This window comes from Actinopolymorpha pittospori, from assembly GCF_014873875.1.
GTDB lineage: Bacteria > Actinomycetota > Actinomycetes > Propionibacteriales > Actinopolymorphaceae > Actinopolymorpha > Actinopolymorpha pittospori.
In genome coordinates this window covers 7,692,533-7,708,621 of sequence record NZ_JADBEM010000001.1, presented here as the reverse complement: position 1 = coordinate 7,708,621, position 16,089 = coordinate 7,692,533, and the positions used below count along the sequence as shown (strand labels likewise).

The 16,089-nt window shown below is 69.7% G+C and carries 11 protein-coding genes; 9 read left to right on the top strand and 2 right to left on the bottom strand.

Annotated elements, in window-relative coordinates:
- Positions 1 to 12 precede the first annotated feature (12 nt).
- The gene (mshC, locus tag HEB94_RS35935) at positions 13 to 1,239 is read left to right on the top strand and encodes a cysteine--1-D-myo-inosityl 2-amino-2-deoxy-alpha-D-glucopyranoside ligase (protein ID WP_192753965.1); all 1,227 of its coding nucleotides are present in this window, start codon (positions 13 to 15) and stop codon (positions 1,237 to 1,239) included.
- 2 nt (positions 1,240 to 1,241) lie between these two features.
- Here the strand turns inward: mshC and HEB94_RS35930 are convergent, their stop codons facing one another.
- The gene (locus tag HEB94_RS35930) at positions 1,242 to 2,111 is read right to left on the bottom strand and encodes an alpha/beta fold hydrolase (RefSeq protein WP_192756874.1); all 870 of its coding nucleotides are present in this window, start codon (positions 2,109 to 2,111) and stop codon (positions 1,242 to 1,244) included.
- Positions 2,112 to 2,210: 99 nt separating this feature from the next.
- On the opposite strand from HEB94_RS35930, the gene HEB94_RS35925 reads away from it, so the two are divergent.
- On the top strand, positions 2,211 to 2,774 hold the full coding sequence (locus tag HEB94_RS35925; protein ID WP_192753964.1) for a CGNR zinc finger domain-containing protein: 564 nt from the start codon (positions 2,211 to 2,213) through the stop codon (positions 2,772 to 2,774).
- A gap of 94 nt (positions 2,775 to 2,868) precedes the next feature.
- Here HEB94_RS35925 and HEB94_RS35920 read toward each other — a convergent pair whose 3' ends face one another.
- Entirely contained in the window at positions 2,869 to 3,723 is an 855-nt protein-coding gene (locus HEB94_RS35920; protein ID WP_192753963.1) for a PAC2 family protein, read from the bottom strand.
- A gap of 216 nt (positions 3,724 to 3,939) precedes the next feature.
- Between HEB94_RS35920 and metH the strand changes: the two genes are divergently transcribed.
- From metH to HEB94_RS35885, 7 genes are all read left to right on the top strand, one after another.
- Positions 3,940 to 7,419, top strand: coding sequence for a methionine synthase (metH, locus tag HEB94_RS35915; protein ID WP_337918143.1), 3,480 nt, complete (start codon positions 3,940 to 3,942; stop codon positions 7,417 to 7,419).
- Positions 7,420 to 7,634: 215 nt separating this feature from the next.
- Positions 7,635 to 9,428, top strand: a complete 1,794-nt coding sequence (locus HEB94_RS35910; RefSeq protein WP_192753961.1) for a bifunctional metallophosphatase/5'-nucleotidase — start codon at positions 7,635 to 7,637, stop codon at positions 9,426 to 9,428.
- A gap of 340 nt (positions 9,429 to 9,768) precedes the next feature.
- The gene (locus HEB94_RS35905; protein ID WP_192753960.1) at positions 9,769 to 11,388 is read left to right on the top strand and encodes an ABC transporter substrate-binding protein; all 1,620 of its coding nucleotides are present in this window, start codon (positions 9,769 to 9,771) and stop codon (positions 11,386 to 11,388) included.
- A 181-nt stretch (positions 11,389 to 11,569) separates the two neighbouring features.
- A complete protein-coding gene (locus tag HEB94_RS35900) occupies positions 11,570 to 12,598 on the top strand; it encodes an ABC transporter permease (RefSeq protein ID WP_192753959.1) in 1,029 nt (342 codons plus the stop codon).
- Complete coding sequence (locus tag HEB94_RS35895; RefSeq protein ID WP_192753958.1) at positions 12,598 to 13,653, top strand: ABC transporter permease; 1,056 nt, start codon at positions 12,598 to 12,600, stop codon at positions 13,651 to 13,653. The genes HEB94_RS35900 and HEB94_RS35895 overlap by 1 nt, the downstream gene beginning before the upstream one ends.
- A complete protein-coding gene (locus HEB94_RS35890) occupies positions 13,650 to 14,684 on the top strand; it encodes an ABC transporter ATP-binding protein (protein WP_192753957.1) in 1,035 nt (344 codons plus the stop codon). Before HEB94_RS35895 ends, HEB94_RS35890 begins: the two co-directional genes overlap by 4 nt.
- A complete protein-coding gene (locus HEB94_RS35885) occupies positions 14,668 to 16,089 on the top strand; it encodes an ABC transporter ATP-binding protein (RefSeq protein ID WP_238361723.1) in 1,422 nt (473 codons plus the stop codon). Before HEB94_RS35890 ends, HEB94_RS35885 begins: the two co-directional genes overlap by 17 nt.

Genomic DNA, 16,089 nt, shown 5'->3' with positions numbered 1-16,089 from the left:
GGCTCGAACACCATGAAGGCCTGGTCGGCTCCCGAGGTTCCCCAACTGCCCGGACTCGGGCAGGTCCCTCTCGTCCATGACCATGCGAGCGGCGAGCGCCGGGTCAGCGCACGGGGCGAGACAGCGCGCATGTACGTCTGTGGCATCACCCCCTACGATGCGACCCATATCGGCCATTCGGCGACTTATGTCGCGTTCGACCTGCTCGGCAGGGCCTGGCGGGATGCGGGGCTGGATGTCCACTACGTACAGAACGTCACCGACGTCGACGATCCGTTGCTGGAGCGGGCGGAGGCCAACGGCGAGTCCTGGGAGGAGCTGGCCGTTCGCCAGACCCACCTGTTCCGGGACGACATGGCCGCCTTGCGGGTGATCCCGCCGGCGCAGTTCATCGGCGCGGTCGAGGCGATCCCGCTCGTCGTGTCCGTGATCGAGAAGCTGCGTGAGCGGGGCGGGGCCTACGACGTCGACGGCGACATCTACTTCCCGGTCGCCTCCGACCCGGCGTTCGGCCAGGTCTCGAACCTTCCCACGGAGCAGATGCTGGCGCTGTTCGCCGAGCGTGGCGGCGACCCTGACCGGGCCGGCAAGGGTGACCCGCTGGACTCCCTCATGTGGCGGCACGAGCGTCCGGGCGAACCCGCGTGGGACTCCACCCTCGGCCGCGGCAGGCCCGGCTGGCACGTGGAGTGCACGGCGATCGCGCTGGAACACCTCGGCATGAGCATCGACGTCCAGGGTGGCGGGTCCGATCTCGTCTTCCCGCACCACGAGCACTGTGCCTCCGGCGCCCAGGTGCTGACCGGGCAGGCGCCGTTCGCCCACTCCTACGTCTACCAGGGCATGGTCGCGCTCGACGGCGAGAAGATGTCGAAGTCCAAGGGCAACCTGGTCTTCTCCTCACGGCTTCGAGGCGAGGGTGTCGACCCCGGAGCGATCCGGCTGGCCGTGCTCGCTCACCACTACCGCGACGACTGGGAGTGGACGACCGAGGGGTTGCGAGCCGCGCAGACACGCCTGGACCGGTGGCGTACGGCGGTCGCGAGGCCGGCCGGTGCCCACGCCGGCAAGGTTCTCGACGGTGTCCGTGACGCGCTGGCCGGGGACCTGGACGCGCCGGCGGCGCTGGCCGTGGTCGACGCGTGGGCCGACGCGACTCTCGCCGACACCGGGCCTGACTCCAGTGGTCCGGAGCTTGTGCGCGACGTCGTCGACGCACTGCTCGGCGTCCGCCTCTGACCTCAGGACTCCGGCATGCAGGCCGGGCCGACCGGCTCGCCGGCGTCTCGGTCCGCCTGGAGAAAGTCGGCCAGGAGACCGGTGAGCCGGCCCGGCGCGTCCTCCTGCACCAGGTGGCCGGCGTCCTCGACCCACCCCAGCCGGGCCCGCGGGATCAGTGCGGCGAGCCGGTCCGCGTGCGTGGCCGGCAACCACTGGTCGTCCCTGCCCCACACGACGAGGACCGGCATGTCGAGGTCGCCGAGGCGGTCCTCGATCTCCTCGGTGAAGCGTTCGTCCGCCTGCGCGATCTGGCGGTAGAACGCCGCCTGGCCGGTTTCGCCGAGCCAGGGTTCCACCAGGGCGTCGAGCACCCGCGGGTGCAGCCCACGATGGCTGGCGGTGGAGACGTACTCGCGTACCAGTGCCTCGTGCAGGTGCCCGGGGAGTTGCTCGAACACCTCGCTGTGGTGGCGTACGAGCCGGAAGAACTCGCTGCCCCACGGACGCAGGCTCACCGCGTCCACCAGAGCCAGCCGGTCGAACCGCACGCCGGTCAGCAGTGCCGTGCGCAGCGCCACGGCGCCGCCGAAGTCGTGTGCGACCACCGCGGGCCGGTCCAGTCCCCAGTGCGTGAGGAGTTCGGCGAAGACGGTGGTCTGCGCCGCGAGTGACACGTCCTGTCCGTCCTTCATCTGCGAGCGTCCGTAGCCCGGCATGTCCCAGACGTAGACGGTGTGCCGGTCCGCGAGTGCGGCGGCGACGTCGCGCCAGACGTAGGAGGAGAACGGCGTTCCGTGTGACAGGACGACCGGGGAGCCCTGTCCGAGTCGCCGCCACCGCACCAGGCCGTGTGACGTGTCGTGCTGTTCGGTCAGGTTCCACCCGGGCATGGCCACTCCCGTATCCTTCGGCTGTGTTACCGGTATGTGCCTTTCGACGGTAACAGGCGGCGTTACCGGCAACGGCCTGCCGGGGGTAATCTCTGCCCGGTGGAACCCGCCCGCCTGCCGGCTCCCGGCGCACTCGCGCTGATCGAGGACTTCTGCAACTCCGCGCGCTTCCTGCGTGGAGAGGACGACCTCGCCACCCTGCCGGATGCACGCGCCTGGTTACGGACGCGTGGACGGCGTGGTGCCGCCCGCGCGCTCGACGACGAAGGGCTGGCCGATCTCCTCGGCCTGCGGGAAGCCATCCGGAGCCACCTCGGGGGCGACGCGTCGGCGGCGGCCCGGGCGACGCTGAACGCACATGCCGGCGTCACCCTCGGATCCCCGCGCTGGACGACGTCCGGCCGCCCCCAGCTCCCGCCGGCCGGGGCGTCGGAGGTCGGCGACTTCGTTGGCGGCTTGCTCGCGGCCCTCGCGGTGGAGGAGTTGGCCGGACGCCGGGAGCGGCTCAAGGTCTGCCAGGCGCCGGAGTGCGGGTGGGTCTTCTACGACCGTTCGCCGGGCAACAACGGAGTGTGGTGCAGCATGAGCGTCTGCGGGGCGCGGCACAAGATGCGCGCCTACCGCGATCGCTGCGCCGACGCCGCGGGGCGCGTTCGCGGCTGACGTCACGGTCACCTCGGCTCGCGCCCTGGAGACCGCACCCGGACGTGAGGAGGGGCCCTGTCCAACGACAGGGCCCCTCCTCGACAGGTCAGTCCTACTCGCCGCCCCGGTCGGGTCGCCGGCGCAGGTAACGCTCGAACTCCCGCGCGATCGCCTCACCGGTCGCCTCGGGCAGGTCCGCGGCGTCGCGGGCCTGTTCGAGGGACTGGACGTATTCGGAGACCTCGGTGTCGTCGCGGGCCAGGTCGTCGACGCCGCGCTCCCAGGCGCGCGCGTCCTCCGGCAGGTCGCCGAGCGGCACCGTGAGGTCGAGCAGGTCCTCGACCTTGCGGAGCAACGCGAGGGTCGCCTTGGGACACGGGGTCGAGGCGACGTAGTGGGGTACGGCGGCCCAGAACGACACGGCCGGCAGGTTGGCCCGCTGGCAGGCTTCCTGGAGGATGCCGACGATGCCGGTCGGACCTTCGTACTTCGGCGCCTCCAGCCCGAGCGCCGAGGCGAGGTCGGGGTCGGTGGCGCTCGCGGTGACCGGGATCGGTCGGGTGTGCGGGCTGTCGGCGAGCAGTGCGCCGAGCAGCACGGTCATCTCCGCGCCGAGCGCGTCGGCCACGCCCATGATCTCGTCACAGAACGGCCGCCAGCGCATGTTGGGCTCGATGCCGCGCACCAGGATGATGTCGCGTGGCGCGTCCGGTGGCGTGGCCACCATGACCCGCGTCGTCGGCCAGATGATGTCGCGGACACCCTCGTCACCGGTCGTCACCGTGGGTCGGTTGACCTGGTAGTCGTAATAGTCGTCGGAGTCCATTTGGCCTACCGGCCGGGCCTTCCAGACCTTCGCCAGATGGTCGAGCGCCGCGCTCGCCGCGTCGGCCGCGTCGTTCCATCCCTCGAAGGCTGCGAGGAGCACCGGGTCTTCCAGTTCCAGCGAGCCTTCGAGCTCGATCACCTAGATCGTCCTCCCTTTGTCTGATGCCCGTCGGTGTACTTTGCCGGACGCCGGCCGGACACCACCTCCGCTAGCCTACGTGCCTGGTACCCCACGCCGCCCGCGACGTGCCGTAGGTGCCAGTGGCCGTGATCTCGGTGCGCAAGAACCCGGTCCGGTGGTTGGAACGCCTGAGTACGCTGAATGCTTCCGTCATCGGACACAGGAGCGCCTATCGTGACTCGCACTGCCGCCGCATTCCGTCGGGCGCTCCGGGAGCGCGTGCTCGTGGCGGACGGTGCGATGGGCACGATGCTCCAGGCCAAGGACCCGACCCTCGACGACTTCGAGGGGCACGAGGGCTGCAACGAGATCCTCAGCCTGACCAGGCCCGACATCGTGAGCTCGGTGCACGACGCATACTTCGCGGTCGGTGTCGACTGCGTCGAGACCAACACGTTCGGCGCCAACTTCACCGCTCTCAGCGAGTACGGCATCGCGGACCGCGTCCACGAGATCTCCCTCGTGAGCGCCCGGCTGGCCCGTGAGGTCGCCGACGGTCACTCCAGCGCCGCCCACCCCCGCTGGGTGTTGGGGTCGATGGGGCCGGGCACCAAGCTGCCGACCCTGGGCCACGTGCCCTACACCGTGGTGCGCGACGCCTACGAGCAGAACGCCGCCGGCCTGATCGAGGGCGGCGTCGACGCGTTGATCGTCGAGACCGCCCAGGACCTGCTGCAGGCCAAGGCCGCCATCCTGGGCGCCAAGCGAGCCATGGCCGCGCTCGGTGTCGATGTTGCGATCATCGCGTCGGTGACGGTGGAGGCCACGGGCGCGATGTTGCTCGGCTCGGAGATCGGGGCCGCGCTCACCGCGCTCGAACCCCTCGGCATCGACGTGATCGGCCTCAACTGCGCGACCGGCCCGGCGGAGATGAGTGAGCACCTCCGCTACCTCGCCCGGCACGCCCGCGTCCCCCTGTCGTGCATGCCCAACGCCGGGCTCCCTGAGCTCACCTCCGACGGCGCGTCCTACCCGCTCACGCCGGCCGAGTTGGCCGACGCCCACGACAGCTTCACCGGGGAGTACGGCCTGTCCCTGGTCGGCGGCTGCTGTGGCACCACGCCCGAGCATCTGCGTCAGGTCGTCGAGCGGGTACGTGGGCGGGAGGTCACGCCTCGCCGGCCGCGCCCGGAACCGGGCGCCGCGAGCCTCTACCAGCACGTGCCGTTCCGGCAGGACACGTCCTATCTCGCGATCGGCGAACGCACCAACGCCAACGGCAGCAAGGCGTTCCGCGAGGCGATGATCGCAGGGCGCTGGGACGACTGCGTCGACATCGCCCGGGCCCAGATCAGGGACGGGTCGCACATCCTCGACCTGTGCGTCGACTACGTCGGCCGCGACGGTGTGGCCGACATGCGGGAGATCGCGTCCAGGCTCGCCACGGCGTCCACGCTGCCGATCATGCTCGACTCCACCGAGCCGCCGGTGCTGCGGGCCGGACTCGAGGCGCTGGGCGGCCGCTGCGTGATCAACTCCGTCAACTTCGAGGACGGCGAGGGACCCGAGAGCAGGTTCGCCGCGATCATGCCGCTGGTGCGCGAGTACGGCGCCGCCGTCGTCGCCCTGACCATCGACGAGGAGGGCCAGGCCCGCACCGCCGACCACAAGCTCGCCATCGCCGAACGCCTGATCTCCACCCTCACAGGGGAGTGGGGCATGGCGGAGTCCGACATCCTGATCGACTGCCTGACCTTCACCCTCGCCACCGGGCAGGAGGACAGTCGTCGGGACGGCATCGAGACGATCGAGGCGATCCGGCGGCTCAAGGCGGCGCACCCCGACGTGCAGACCGTGCTCGGCCTGTCCAACATCTCCTTCGGGCTCAACCCCGCCGCCCGGCAGGTACTCAACTCCGTGTTCCTGCACGAGTGCGTCAAGGCGGGCCTGGACTCCGCGATCGTTCACGCCAGCAAGATCCTGCCCGTCTCCCGTATCCCCGACGAGCAGCGTGAGGTGGCCCTCGACCTCGTCCACGACCGGCGCCGGCAGGGTTACGACCCCCTGCAGCGGCTGCTGGAGATGTTCGCCGACGTGAAGACGTCCGACACCCGGGCGAGCCGCGCGGAGGAACTCGCCGCCCTGCCACTCGACGAGCGGCTGCGCCGCCGGATCATCGACGGCGAGGCCAACGGGCTCGAGGCCGACCTGCAAGAAGCGCTTGATGGCGGGCGCCCGGCACTGGAGATCGTCAACGACGAACTGCTCGCAGGCATGAAGGTGGTCGGCGAACTCTTCGGCAGCGGCGAGATGCAGCTGCCGTTCGTGCTCCAGTCGGCCGAGGTGATGAAGACCGCGGTCGCGTTCCTCGAACCCCACATGGAAAAGACCGACGACGACGGCAGGGGCACGATCGTGCTCGCCACCGTCAAGGGCGACGTGCACGACATCGGCAAGAACCTCGTCGACATCATCTTGTCCAACAACGGCTACAACGTCGTCAACCTCGGCATCAAGCAGCCGGTCAACCTCATTCTGGAGGCCGCCGAGCAGCACCGCGCCGACGCGATCGGCATGTCTGGTCTGCTCGTCAAGAGCACCGTGATCATGAAGGAGAACCTCCAGGAGATCAACACCCGCGGGAAGGCGGGGGAGTGGCCGGTACTGCTTGGCGGCGCCGCGTTGACCCGCACCTACGTCGAACAGGATCTCGCCGAGATCTACGACGGAGAGGTCCGCTACGCCCGGGACGCCTTCGAGGGGCTGCGGCTGATGGACGCCGTCATGAACGTCAAGCGCGGCGTGCCCGGCGCAGAACTTCCCGCGCTGCGCAAGCGGCGGGTCAGCAACGTCAAGGTGCGCGAGACGCCACCGGAGGAGATGCCGAGCCGCTCCGACGTCCCCTTCGACAACCCTGTCCCGGTGCCCCCGTTCTGGGGCGACCGGGTGGTGAAGGGCATCCAGCTCGCCGACTACTCCTCGATGCTCGACGAGCGGGCGCTCTTCCTCGGCCAGTGGGGACTCAAGCCGGGCAGAGGAAGCGACGGCCAGTCCTACGACGAGCTCGTGGAGACCGAGGGGCGGCCGCGGCTGCGTGCCCTGCTCGAGCGCGTCCAGACCGACGGGCTTCTCGAGGCCGCGGTGGTCTACGGCTACTACCCGTGCGTGGCGAAGGGCGACGACCTGGTGGTCCTCGACGGCGCCGGGACGGAGCGCTGCCGCTTCACGTTCCCCCGCCAGCGACGTGACCGCCACCTCTGCCTCGCCGACTTCTTCCGGCCGGAGGAGTCGGGTGAGACCGACGTCGTGGGCTTCACGGTCGTCACGATCGGCTCCCGCATCGGCGAGGAGACCGCGCAGCTGTTCGCCGGCAACCACTACCGCGAATACCTCGAGCTGCACGGCCTGTCGGTCCAGTTGGCGGAGGCACTCGCGGAGTACTGGCACGCCCGGATCCGGGCGGAGCTCGGCTTCGGTGGTGATGACCGGGACGACGACGTACAGGACATGATCCACAAGCTCGGCTACCGCGGCGCGCGCTTCTCCCTCGGCTACGGCGCCTGCCCCGACCTCGAGGACCGCGCCAAGATCGTCGACCTGCTGCGGCCGGACCGGATCGGGGTCACCCTGTCGGAGGAGTTCCAGCTGCATCCCGAGCAGTCCACCGACGCCATCGTCGTCCACCACCCGGACGCGAAGTACTTCAACGCCTGACGAGGGCGGTCCGCGCCTCCTCAGGTCGTTCCTGCGCGGGTCCCGTCCGAGGCTGGCCGCGCTCGGCGACGTCGCTCGGCCCGCCTTCGCGCTCCGCTGTCCTCGACTACGTCCGGTGTTGGCACGTTCAACCACCCCTCATCCGGGTGATCATGTCTCGTCATCCGTGCACGTGACCCTTTGACGTCCCGTCAGCACCCGAAGGAGTGAACGCCTTGGCGACAACCTCAAGGCTTCGTGTTGCCACCGCCGGTGTAGCACTCGGTGTGGCCGCGCTGTCCGTGGGCCTCTCGGCGCCCGCCGTGCAGGCCCAACCGCTGCCGCCCGTCGACGTCCAACTGCTCGACATCACCGACTTCCACGGCTACATCACCCCGCAGAACGACGCCAGCAACGGCACCGTCCCGCTGCCCGACGGCTCCAGCCTGGTGGTCGGCGGCGCGCCGTACCTCGCGACCCACCTGAAGCAACTCGCCGCCGGTCACCGCAACTCGATCCTCTTCAGCACCGGCGACGCGTTCAGCGGCTGGCCCACCGAGGTGGCCTACCACGCCGACGAACCCACGGTGGAGTTCTTCAACCAGATCGGCGTGGAGTTCAGCGCGATCGGCAACCACGAACTCGACATCTCCCCGAGCTTCGTGAAGGACCACATGGCGAAGGGGAAGTGCTTCGGCGAGGTCGACCTGGACAGCTGCTTCACCGACTCGACGGGCAAGCGCTTCCACGGATCGGACTTCACCTACACCTCCGCCAACATCACCGAGAAGGGCTCGCGGACGCCGATCTTCGAGCCGTACGTCATCAAGCGGGTGAGTGACGGTCGCGGTGGTTCGATCCCGATCGGCTTCATCAGCCTCACCACCGAGACCACCGTCGCGGGCTCGACGTCCTACCAGCCCGACCTGGACAACCGGCCCCTGGTCGAGACCGCCAACCGGTACGCCGCCGAACTCAAGCGCAGGGGCGTCCGCGCCATCGTCGCCAACGTCCACGAGGGCGGGTCCGCGGGCGGCCAGTTCAACGGGTGCTCCAACCCGACCGGCCCGGTCGTCGACTTCGCGCGGCAGGCGACCCCGGACATCGACGTCATCATCACCGGGCACTGGCACGCACTCTTCAACTGCACGATCGACGACCCGGCCGGCAACCCGCGCCCGGTGGTCGAGGCGGGCTTCCACGGGAAGCTGATCAGCGAGACCAACCTGCGGCTGGATCGGCGTACGAGGGACGTGATCCGCGACGACACGGATTCCGTCGTCCACCCGGTCACCCGCGACGTGCCGCCCGACCCGGACGCGGCCGCCCTGGTCGACTACTGGCAGCGGCGGGGCGGGGAGACCGCGGCCCGCCCGGTGGCCGAGATCACCGGCGACCTCACCCGGGTCGCCGACCCCACCGGCCAGAGCACGCTCGGCAACGCCATCGCGGACGCGACGTACGAGGACTCCCAGCGGACCAACGCCGGTGCGGGCCGGGCCGATCTCGCCCTCGTCGTGACGAAGCCGCACTCCGGCTCCAACTCGCTGCGGGGCGACCTGCCCTACGCGCCCGGGTCGAACCCGGCGGACGCGCCGGGTCGGGTCCTGTTCGGCGAGGCCTGGGCAGCGTACGGCTACGCGAACCCGGTCCTCACGGTCAGCGTCACCGGCGCCCAGATCCACCAGGCGCTGGAGGACCAGTGGCGTACGCAGGCCGACGGCTCGGTCCGCTTCGCGCCGTTCGGCGTCTCCCAGAACGTCCACTACTCCTACGACGCCGGCAGGCCGGTCGGCGACCGCGTCGACCCGGCCGACGTCCTCATCGACGGGCAGCCGCTGGAGCCGACCCGCACCTACCGGCTCGCCGCGCTCGCCTACACGCTGATCGCGGGCGACGGTACGACGGCGTTCGCCGGCTTCGCCGACGCCGTGCGCGGCACCCGGGACTACGAGGCGTTCCGCGGTTACCTCACCCGGCACAGCCCGCTGGCGCCCCCGGCGCTGGACCGGGTCGTCTCGGCCGGCTGATCCCACGGCCGGCTGATCGAGGGCACGGGCGGCGGGCCGACATCTGGCCCGCCGCCTTCGCGTTCGCGCTCACCTTCGCGCCCGCGGGAAGGCGCCGTCACGTCGTGCCGCGACGTGCTGACCGTACGCGACTCACCGCGTGCGCGCCGTCAGAAATGCGGTCAGAACGGCCGAACCGAGGCGTCGCATGGAGGACTGGCGCCGTACATTCGGGCGTTTCCACGATTTGTTGTGCAATCGCGACGCCAACCGGGGCGTTCTGACGTTCCGTAGCCGGTCACGGATGGCTATCGTGCGGGACGGGCCGCAACCGGCCTTCCCCAGACGACTGAGGTGGAACATGCGACCAAGCACCAGCCGGAAGGTTCTGGCGCTCGCGGCAGGCGGCACGTTGGCCCTTGCTCTCGCAGCGTGTGGCGGACAGACCGACGATGCCGGCCAGAGCGGCGGCGACCAGGACGCCGGCAAGGCGCCTCTCGTGTTCGGGACCACCGACGCGTTCGGCACGGTCGACCCGGCAGGCTCCTACGACAACCCTGGTTGGGAAGTCCTCTACAACTCCGCGCAGACGCTGCTGTCGATCCCGCCAGGCGGCAGCGAGCCCAAGCCGGACGCCGCGCAGACATGTGAGTTCACCGACCCCAAGACCTACACCTGTACGTTGCGGAAGGACCTGACCTTCTCCGACGGCAGCGCGCTCACCAGCAAGGACGTGAAGTTCTCGTTCGACCGGATGCTCAAGATCGCCGATCCGAACGGGCCGTCCAGCATCTTCGCCGACCAGCTCGACTCCACCGAGGCGAAGGACGAACTCACCGCCGTCTTCCACCTGAAGTTCGCCGACGCGACCTGGCCCTACCGCCTCACCACCGCGGCCGCCTCGATCGTGCCGGACGAGAAGTACCCGGCCGACAAGCTGCAACCGATGAGCGACAAGAACATCATCGGGTCCGGCCCCTACAAGGTGACGAAGTACGACCCGTCGCAGCAGATCGTCCTCGACCCCAACGAGAACTACACCGGCGACAAGAAGCTCGCCAACGGCCAGGTCCTCGTTCAGATCTACAAGGACGAGAAGAGCCTGAAGGCCGCGGTCGAGAGTGGAGAGGTGCAGGTCGCCTACCGCACGCTCACCCCGACCCTGCTGAAGGACCTCGAGGACAACGGCGCCAGCAAGAAGGTCAAGGTCGTCAGGGGTGACGGGACCGGCATCCAGTACGTCGCCTTCAACACCCAGAAGGGCCCGTTCGCCAAGAAGGAAGTACGCCAGGCGGCGGCCGCCCTGCTCGACCGCAAGACCATCGCGAGCCAGGTCTACAACGACACGGTGAGCCCGCTCTACACCATGGTCCCCAAGGGCCTGCCCGGCCACGTCGAGAACTTCAAGACGGTCTTCGGTGAGCAGCCCGACCTCACCAAGGCGAAGAGCCTGGTGCAGCAGGCCGGTGTGACCACCCCGATCAGCGCCCAGCTGTGGTACAGCCCCGACCACTACGGCGAGGCGTCCGCCGACATGTTCGCCGAGATCAAGCGGCAGCTCGAGGACGGCGGACTGTTCAAGATCGAGCTCAAGTCGGCGTCGTGGGAGCAGTACAAGAAGGACTACGCCGTCGGCGCCTACGACGGCTGGCAGCTCGGGTGGTACCCCGACTTCCCTGACACCGACAACTACCTCTCACCCTTCTACGCCAAGAACAACTTCATCGGTGAGGGCTACGGCTACTCCAACCCGAAGATGGACGAGCTCCTGACGCAGGAGAAGTCCGCCACCACCAAGGACGAGCGGCAGAAGGCGTTCGAGGAGATCCAGACGATCGCCGCCGACGACGTCCCGGTGATCCCGCTGTGGCAGGACAGCATGATCGCCGCTGTTCGTGACGGCGTGACCGGTGTCGAGGACACCTTCGACCCGCTCTACACCTTCCGGTTCTGGCTGGTCGACACGAGCAAGGCGCAGTAGCGCCCCGACCCGTGCACGGGCTCCGCGACCGTCCCGACGCCAGGGACGATCGCGGAGCCCGCTCAGGTCTGTCCGGCACGCGGGCCCCTTTCGCGAAGCACCCTCCGTGTGCCAGGGTTCGCCGTCGTACGCGACGCGCGGAGCGGTCCCGCCCGCGCGCGGATCAGGAAGGTGGCTCGGCATGGCTGGCCGGTCAGGCTCGTTGCGGCGCTACGTCGCCGTACGCCTGTTGCTGGTGATCCCCAACGTGTTCGTCCTCTTGACGCTCGTGTTCCTGCTGTTGCGGGTGGCCCCCGGTGACCCTGTCTCGGCGGCGCTCGGCGGCCGGCTCCCAGCGGCGGAGCTGGCCCGGCGCAGAGCGGCGGGCGGTTACGACGACCCGATCATCGTGCAGTACTGGAACTACCTGAGCCACGTCGTCCGGGGCGACCTCGGGACGACGCTCAGTGACAACCGATCCCTGTCCAGCATCTTGTTGGTCAACGGTTCGGCGACCCTGAGCCTCACCGTCGGCGCGCTCCTCGTGGCGTTGGTGCTCGGCGTGCCGCTCGGCCTGCTCGCCGCGCGGTACCGCGACTCCGCGCTCGACGTCGCCATCCGGGTGTTCGGCGTGCTCACCTACGCCGCTCCGGTGTTCTTCGTCGGCGTCGTGGCGATCACCGTCTTCACCGGGGCGCTCGGCTGGCTCCCGTCCGGGCAGCAGGCCAGCCCCATCGCCCAGTTGACGGTCGAGCCCGTCACCCACATCTTCCTGCTCGACGCCCTCATCGCCGGTGACACGAAGTCGTTCGTCGACGGGGTCGAACACCTGATCATGCCGGCCGTCACGCTCGGTCTGCTCGTGACGGGGGTCTTCATCCGGCTCATCCGCGTCAACGTCGCGCAGACGCTCCGCGACGACTACGTCGAGGCGGCGCGGGCGCGGGGTATCGCGGAGCGCCGGGTCGTCTTCTCGCACGCGTTCCGCAACGCGATGGTGCCCTTCGTCACGGTGCTCGGTCTGCAGGTGGCGCTCTCGCTCGGCGGCGCGATCCTCACCGAGACGACGTTCAGCTGGCCCGGCCTCGGATCGCAGCTGGTGCAGTACATCAACGCCCGTGACTACGTGGCGGTGCAGGGGATCATGACCATCTTCGCGCTGGTGGTGGTCGGGATCAGCCTGCTCATCGACCTTGTCAACGCGGCCATCGACCCGAGGGTGAGGTACTGATGGCGATCACCCCCACCGTCCGGACGGGCGGCCCGCTGAAGACCTCCGGCAGACGCCGAGCCCTGCCGATCCGCTTCCTGGCGCTCGTCGCGACGCCCTACCGGCAGTCGACCGGGATCGCCCGGGTGATGCTCGTCGTCGGGACGGCGCTCACCCTTCTCGTCGCGCTCGTCGCGCTCTTCGCCCCGCTGATCGCGCCGTACTCCTTCGACCAGGTGAGCGCGGACGGTGCGCGTTTCCCCAAGCAGGCGGGGCCTTCCGGCGAGCACTGGTTCGGGACCAACGTCCAGACCTTCGACGTCTTCTCCCGGGTGGTGTGGGGAGCGCGCACGGAGCTCAAGGTCGTCGTCCTGTCCCTGCTTCTCAGCATCGTCATCGGGGTCGTGCTCGGACTCGTCGCGGGGTTCGTGGGTGGTTGGCTCGACCGGCTGCTGGTGCTGATCATGGACGCGCTGTTCGCGTTTCCCTATCTGCTGTTGGCGATCGTCGTCGCGTTCCTGCTCTCCGACACCCTCGGCGGCGGCGTGACGACAGCGGCCGCCGCGATCACTGCGGTCTACATACCGCAGTACTTCCGGGTGGTCCGCAACAGCACGGTCAGCGCGAAGGAGGCCACCTACGTCGAGGCCGCCCGCGCGCTGGGCGCGCCGCCGCGCACGATCATGTCCCGTTACCTGTTCACCAACGTGGTCCAGAGCGTTCCGGTGATCGCGACCCTCAACGCCGCCGACGCGGTCGGTACCCTCGCGGCGTTGGGGTTCCTCGGCTACGGCATCCAGCCGACCGAGGCGGCCGAGTGGGGCTACGACCTCAACCGCGCGATGGACGACGCCACCTCGGGGATCTGGTGGACCAGCATCTTCCCCGGCCTCGCGATCGTCCTGCTGGTGATGGGCCTGACCTTCATGGGCGAAGGGCTGAACGAGACGCTCAACCCGACGTTGCGCGTCCGGAGGCTGCTTCCGGTCGTGCTTCCGCCCCGCGACCCGTCCCGCTCCTCGCCCGACCGGCACGAAAGTCCCGACGCGAAGGCAGCCGAGGAGGGTGGCCGATGACGTCCATGCCAGCACCGGTGCTGTCCGTGCGCGATCTGCGGGTCTGGTACGGCACCGACCGCGGGTCCGTCCGTGCGGTCGACGGTGTCTCCTTCGAACTGCGGCCCGGCGAGACGCTCGGCCTGGTCGGCGAGTCCGGCTGCGGCAAGTCCACGCTGGGCCGTGGGGTGCTCGGCCTGCTCCCGGCGGGCGCGAAGTCCGACGGTGAGATCCTCTTCGACGGCCGCGACCTGCTCACCGCGGGGAGGCGCGACCTGGAACGGTTGCGTGGCCCCGAACTCGGCATGATCTTCCAGGAGCCACTCACCCGGCTCAACCCGCTGATGCGGATCTCCGAGCACTTCGAGGAGACGCTGCGCACGCACGAACCCAGGCTCGGCAAGGTGGAGATCCGCCGGCGTTCGATCGACACACTGCGCCGGATGGGCATCCCGCCGACCCGCTACCGTGCCTACCCGCACGAGTTCTCCGGCGGCATGCGGCAGCGCATCATGATCGCGCTGGCGCTGGTGCTGCGGCCGGCGTTCGTGGTCGCCGACGAGCCGACCACCGCGCTCGACGTTCTCGTCGAGGCGCAGATCATCGGCATCCTGGCCGACCTGCGGCGCAACTTCGACACGGCACTGCTGCTCATCACCCACAATCTCGGCATCGTGGCCGAGGCGTGTGATCGGGTGGCGGTGATGTACGCCGGGCACATCGCGGAGGAGGGCGACGCCCGCGAGGTCTTCCGCGAGCCCCGCCATCCCTACACCCGGGAGTTGCTGCGCTCCACGATCTCCCTGGAGACGACCGGCCTCCACTACATCCCGGGTGCGCCGCCGGACCTGGTCGAGCCGCCGACGGGCTGCACGTTCCACCCGCGTTGTCCGGACGCGATGGTCGCGTGCGCGCGCCAGGACCCGGTGGAGGTCCGTACGCCGCAGCACACGCGCGTCGCGTGCTGGCTGCACGGTCCGACCGAGCTGCTGACCGAGGACGGGACCAAGCCCCTGGTGCGGGAGGAGATCAGCGTTGCCGACGAAGCCTGAGTCGCCGGAGGCACCGGTCGGTGTCGCACCCCCGGTGACCGACCAGGACGAACGGGCCACGACGCCGCGGCCCGCCGGTGAACGGGAGGTCCTCCTCGACGTAGCTGACCTGGAGGTCCACTTCGCCCTCCGGGGCAGCTCGCTGGGCCGGATGTTCGGCGGCGGAGGCGAGGTCGTCCGTGCGGTCGATGGCGTCAACTTCTCCTTGCGCAAGGGCGAGGTGCTCGGCCTGGTGGGGGAGTCGGGCAGCGGCAAGACCACGCTCGGTCGCGCGCTGCTCGGTCTCGTCCGGCCGACGGCGGGGGAGATCCGTTACCGAGGACAGGATCTCGCCCAGCTGTCCGAGCGCCGCCTGCGCCCGCTGCGTCGCGCCCTGCAGATGGTGTTCCAGGACCCGAGCGCGGCGCTCAACCCGTCGATGGACATCGAGACGGCGGTTGGCGATCCCCTGCGGATCCACAAACTCGCCGTCGGTCGGGCCGAGCGCCACGACCGCGTGGTCGAGGCGCTCGAGCAGGTCGGGCTCACACCGGTGGAGCGGTTCCTCACGAAGTACCCGAGCGACCTGTCCGGTGGCCAGAAGCAGCGTGCGGTGATGGCGCGGGCGATCATCCTCGGCCCCGAACTCCTCATCGCCGACGAGCCCATCTCCATGCTCGACATGAGTGTCCGGGCCAAGATCCTCGAACTCATGCTGAAGCTCAAGCAGCGGCTTGACCTGACCTACGTCTACATCACCCACGACCTCGCGACCGCGAAGTTCTTCTGCGACCGGGTGGCGATCATGTACCTCGGCCGGATCGTGGAGATCGGGCCCACCGAGGAGATCTTCGCCGATCCCAAGCACCCCTACACCAAGGCGCTGTTGCGGGCCGTGCCCGAGCCGGACCCGAGCCGGACGGTCCCGCGCGACCTCCCGCGCGGCGAGATCCCCGACGCGGCCGCTCCGCCGTTAGGGTGTTCGTTCCACCCCCGCTGCCCGGTCGCCTTCGAGTCCTGCGGCTGGGAGTCCCGCGACCTGCGGGCACTGCTGGAGCAGCGGTGGCTCGACCTGGACGAGGAGAGCTACGCGGGTGAGCAGGCGACGATCGGCAACCTCGACGTCCTGGACACGCCGGCGCACTCCGTGGTTCTGCGGCCCGCTCGGGGGAGCGGCCCGGAGGACGTCAACGGCCTGTTGACGCGGTTGCGCGACGCCGACCCGAACGAGCCCTTGTGGCGTGGCGTCCGGCGACTCGAGGTGGAAGGCGACGGCGTCGTCGTGGATTTCCACGAAGGTGCGGACCCACTGCTTCGCGCGGCCGGGGGCGTCCAGGCTGCCTGCCACCTCTACCCACCGATGCACGCGTCCCCGCGGTCCGACGGCGGCCAGCCCGGCGGCGACCAGCCCGGCGGCGCGGCGTAG

Coding starts and splice junctions, on each gene's coding strand:
- mshC (WP_192753965.1), top strand. CDS start 13: ATGAAGGCCTGGTCGGCTCCCGAGGTTCCCCAACTGCCCGGACTCGGG.
- HEB94_RS35930 (WP_192756874.1), bottom strand. CDS start 2,111: ATGCCCGGGTGGAACCTGACCGAACAGCACGACACGTCACACGGCCTG.
- HEB94_RS35905 (WP_192753960.1), top strand. CDS start 9,769: ATGCGACCAAGCACCAGCCGGAAGGTTCTGGCGCTCGCGGCAGGCGGC.
- HEB94_RS35900 (WP_192753959.1), top strand. CDS start 11,570: ATGGCTGGCCGGTCAGGCTCGTTGCGGCGCTACGTCGCCGTACGCCTG.
- HEB94_RS35895 (WP_192753958.1), top strand. CDS start 12,598: ATGGCGATCACCCCCACCGTCCGGACGGGCGGCCCGCTGAAGACCTCC.
- HEB94_RS35890 (WP_192753957.1), top strand. CDS start 13,650: ATGACGTCCATGCCAGCACCGGTGCTGTCCGTGCGCGATCTGCGGGTC.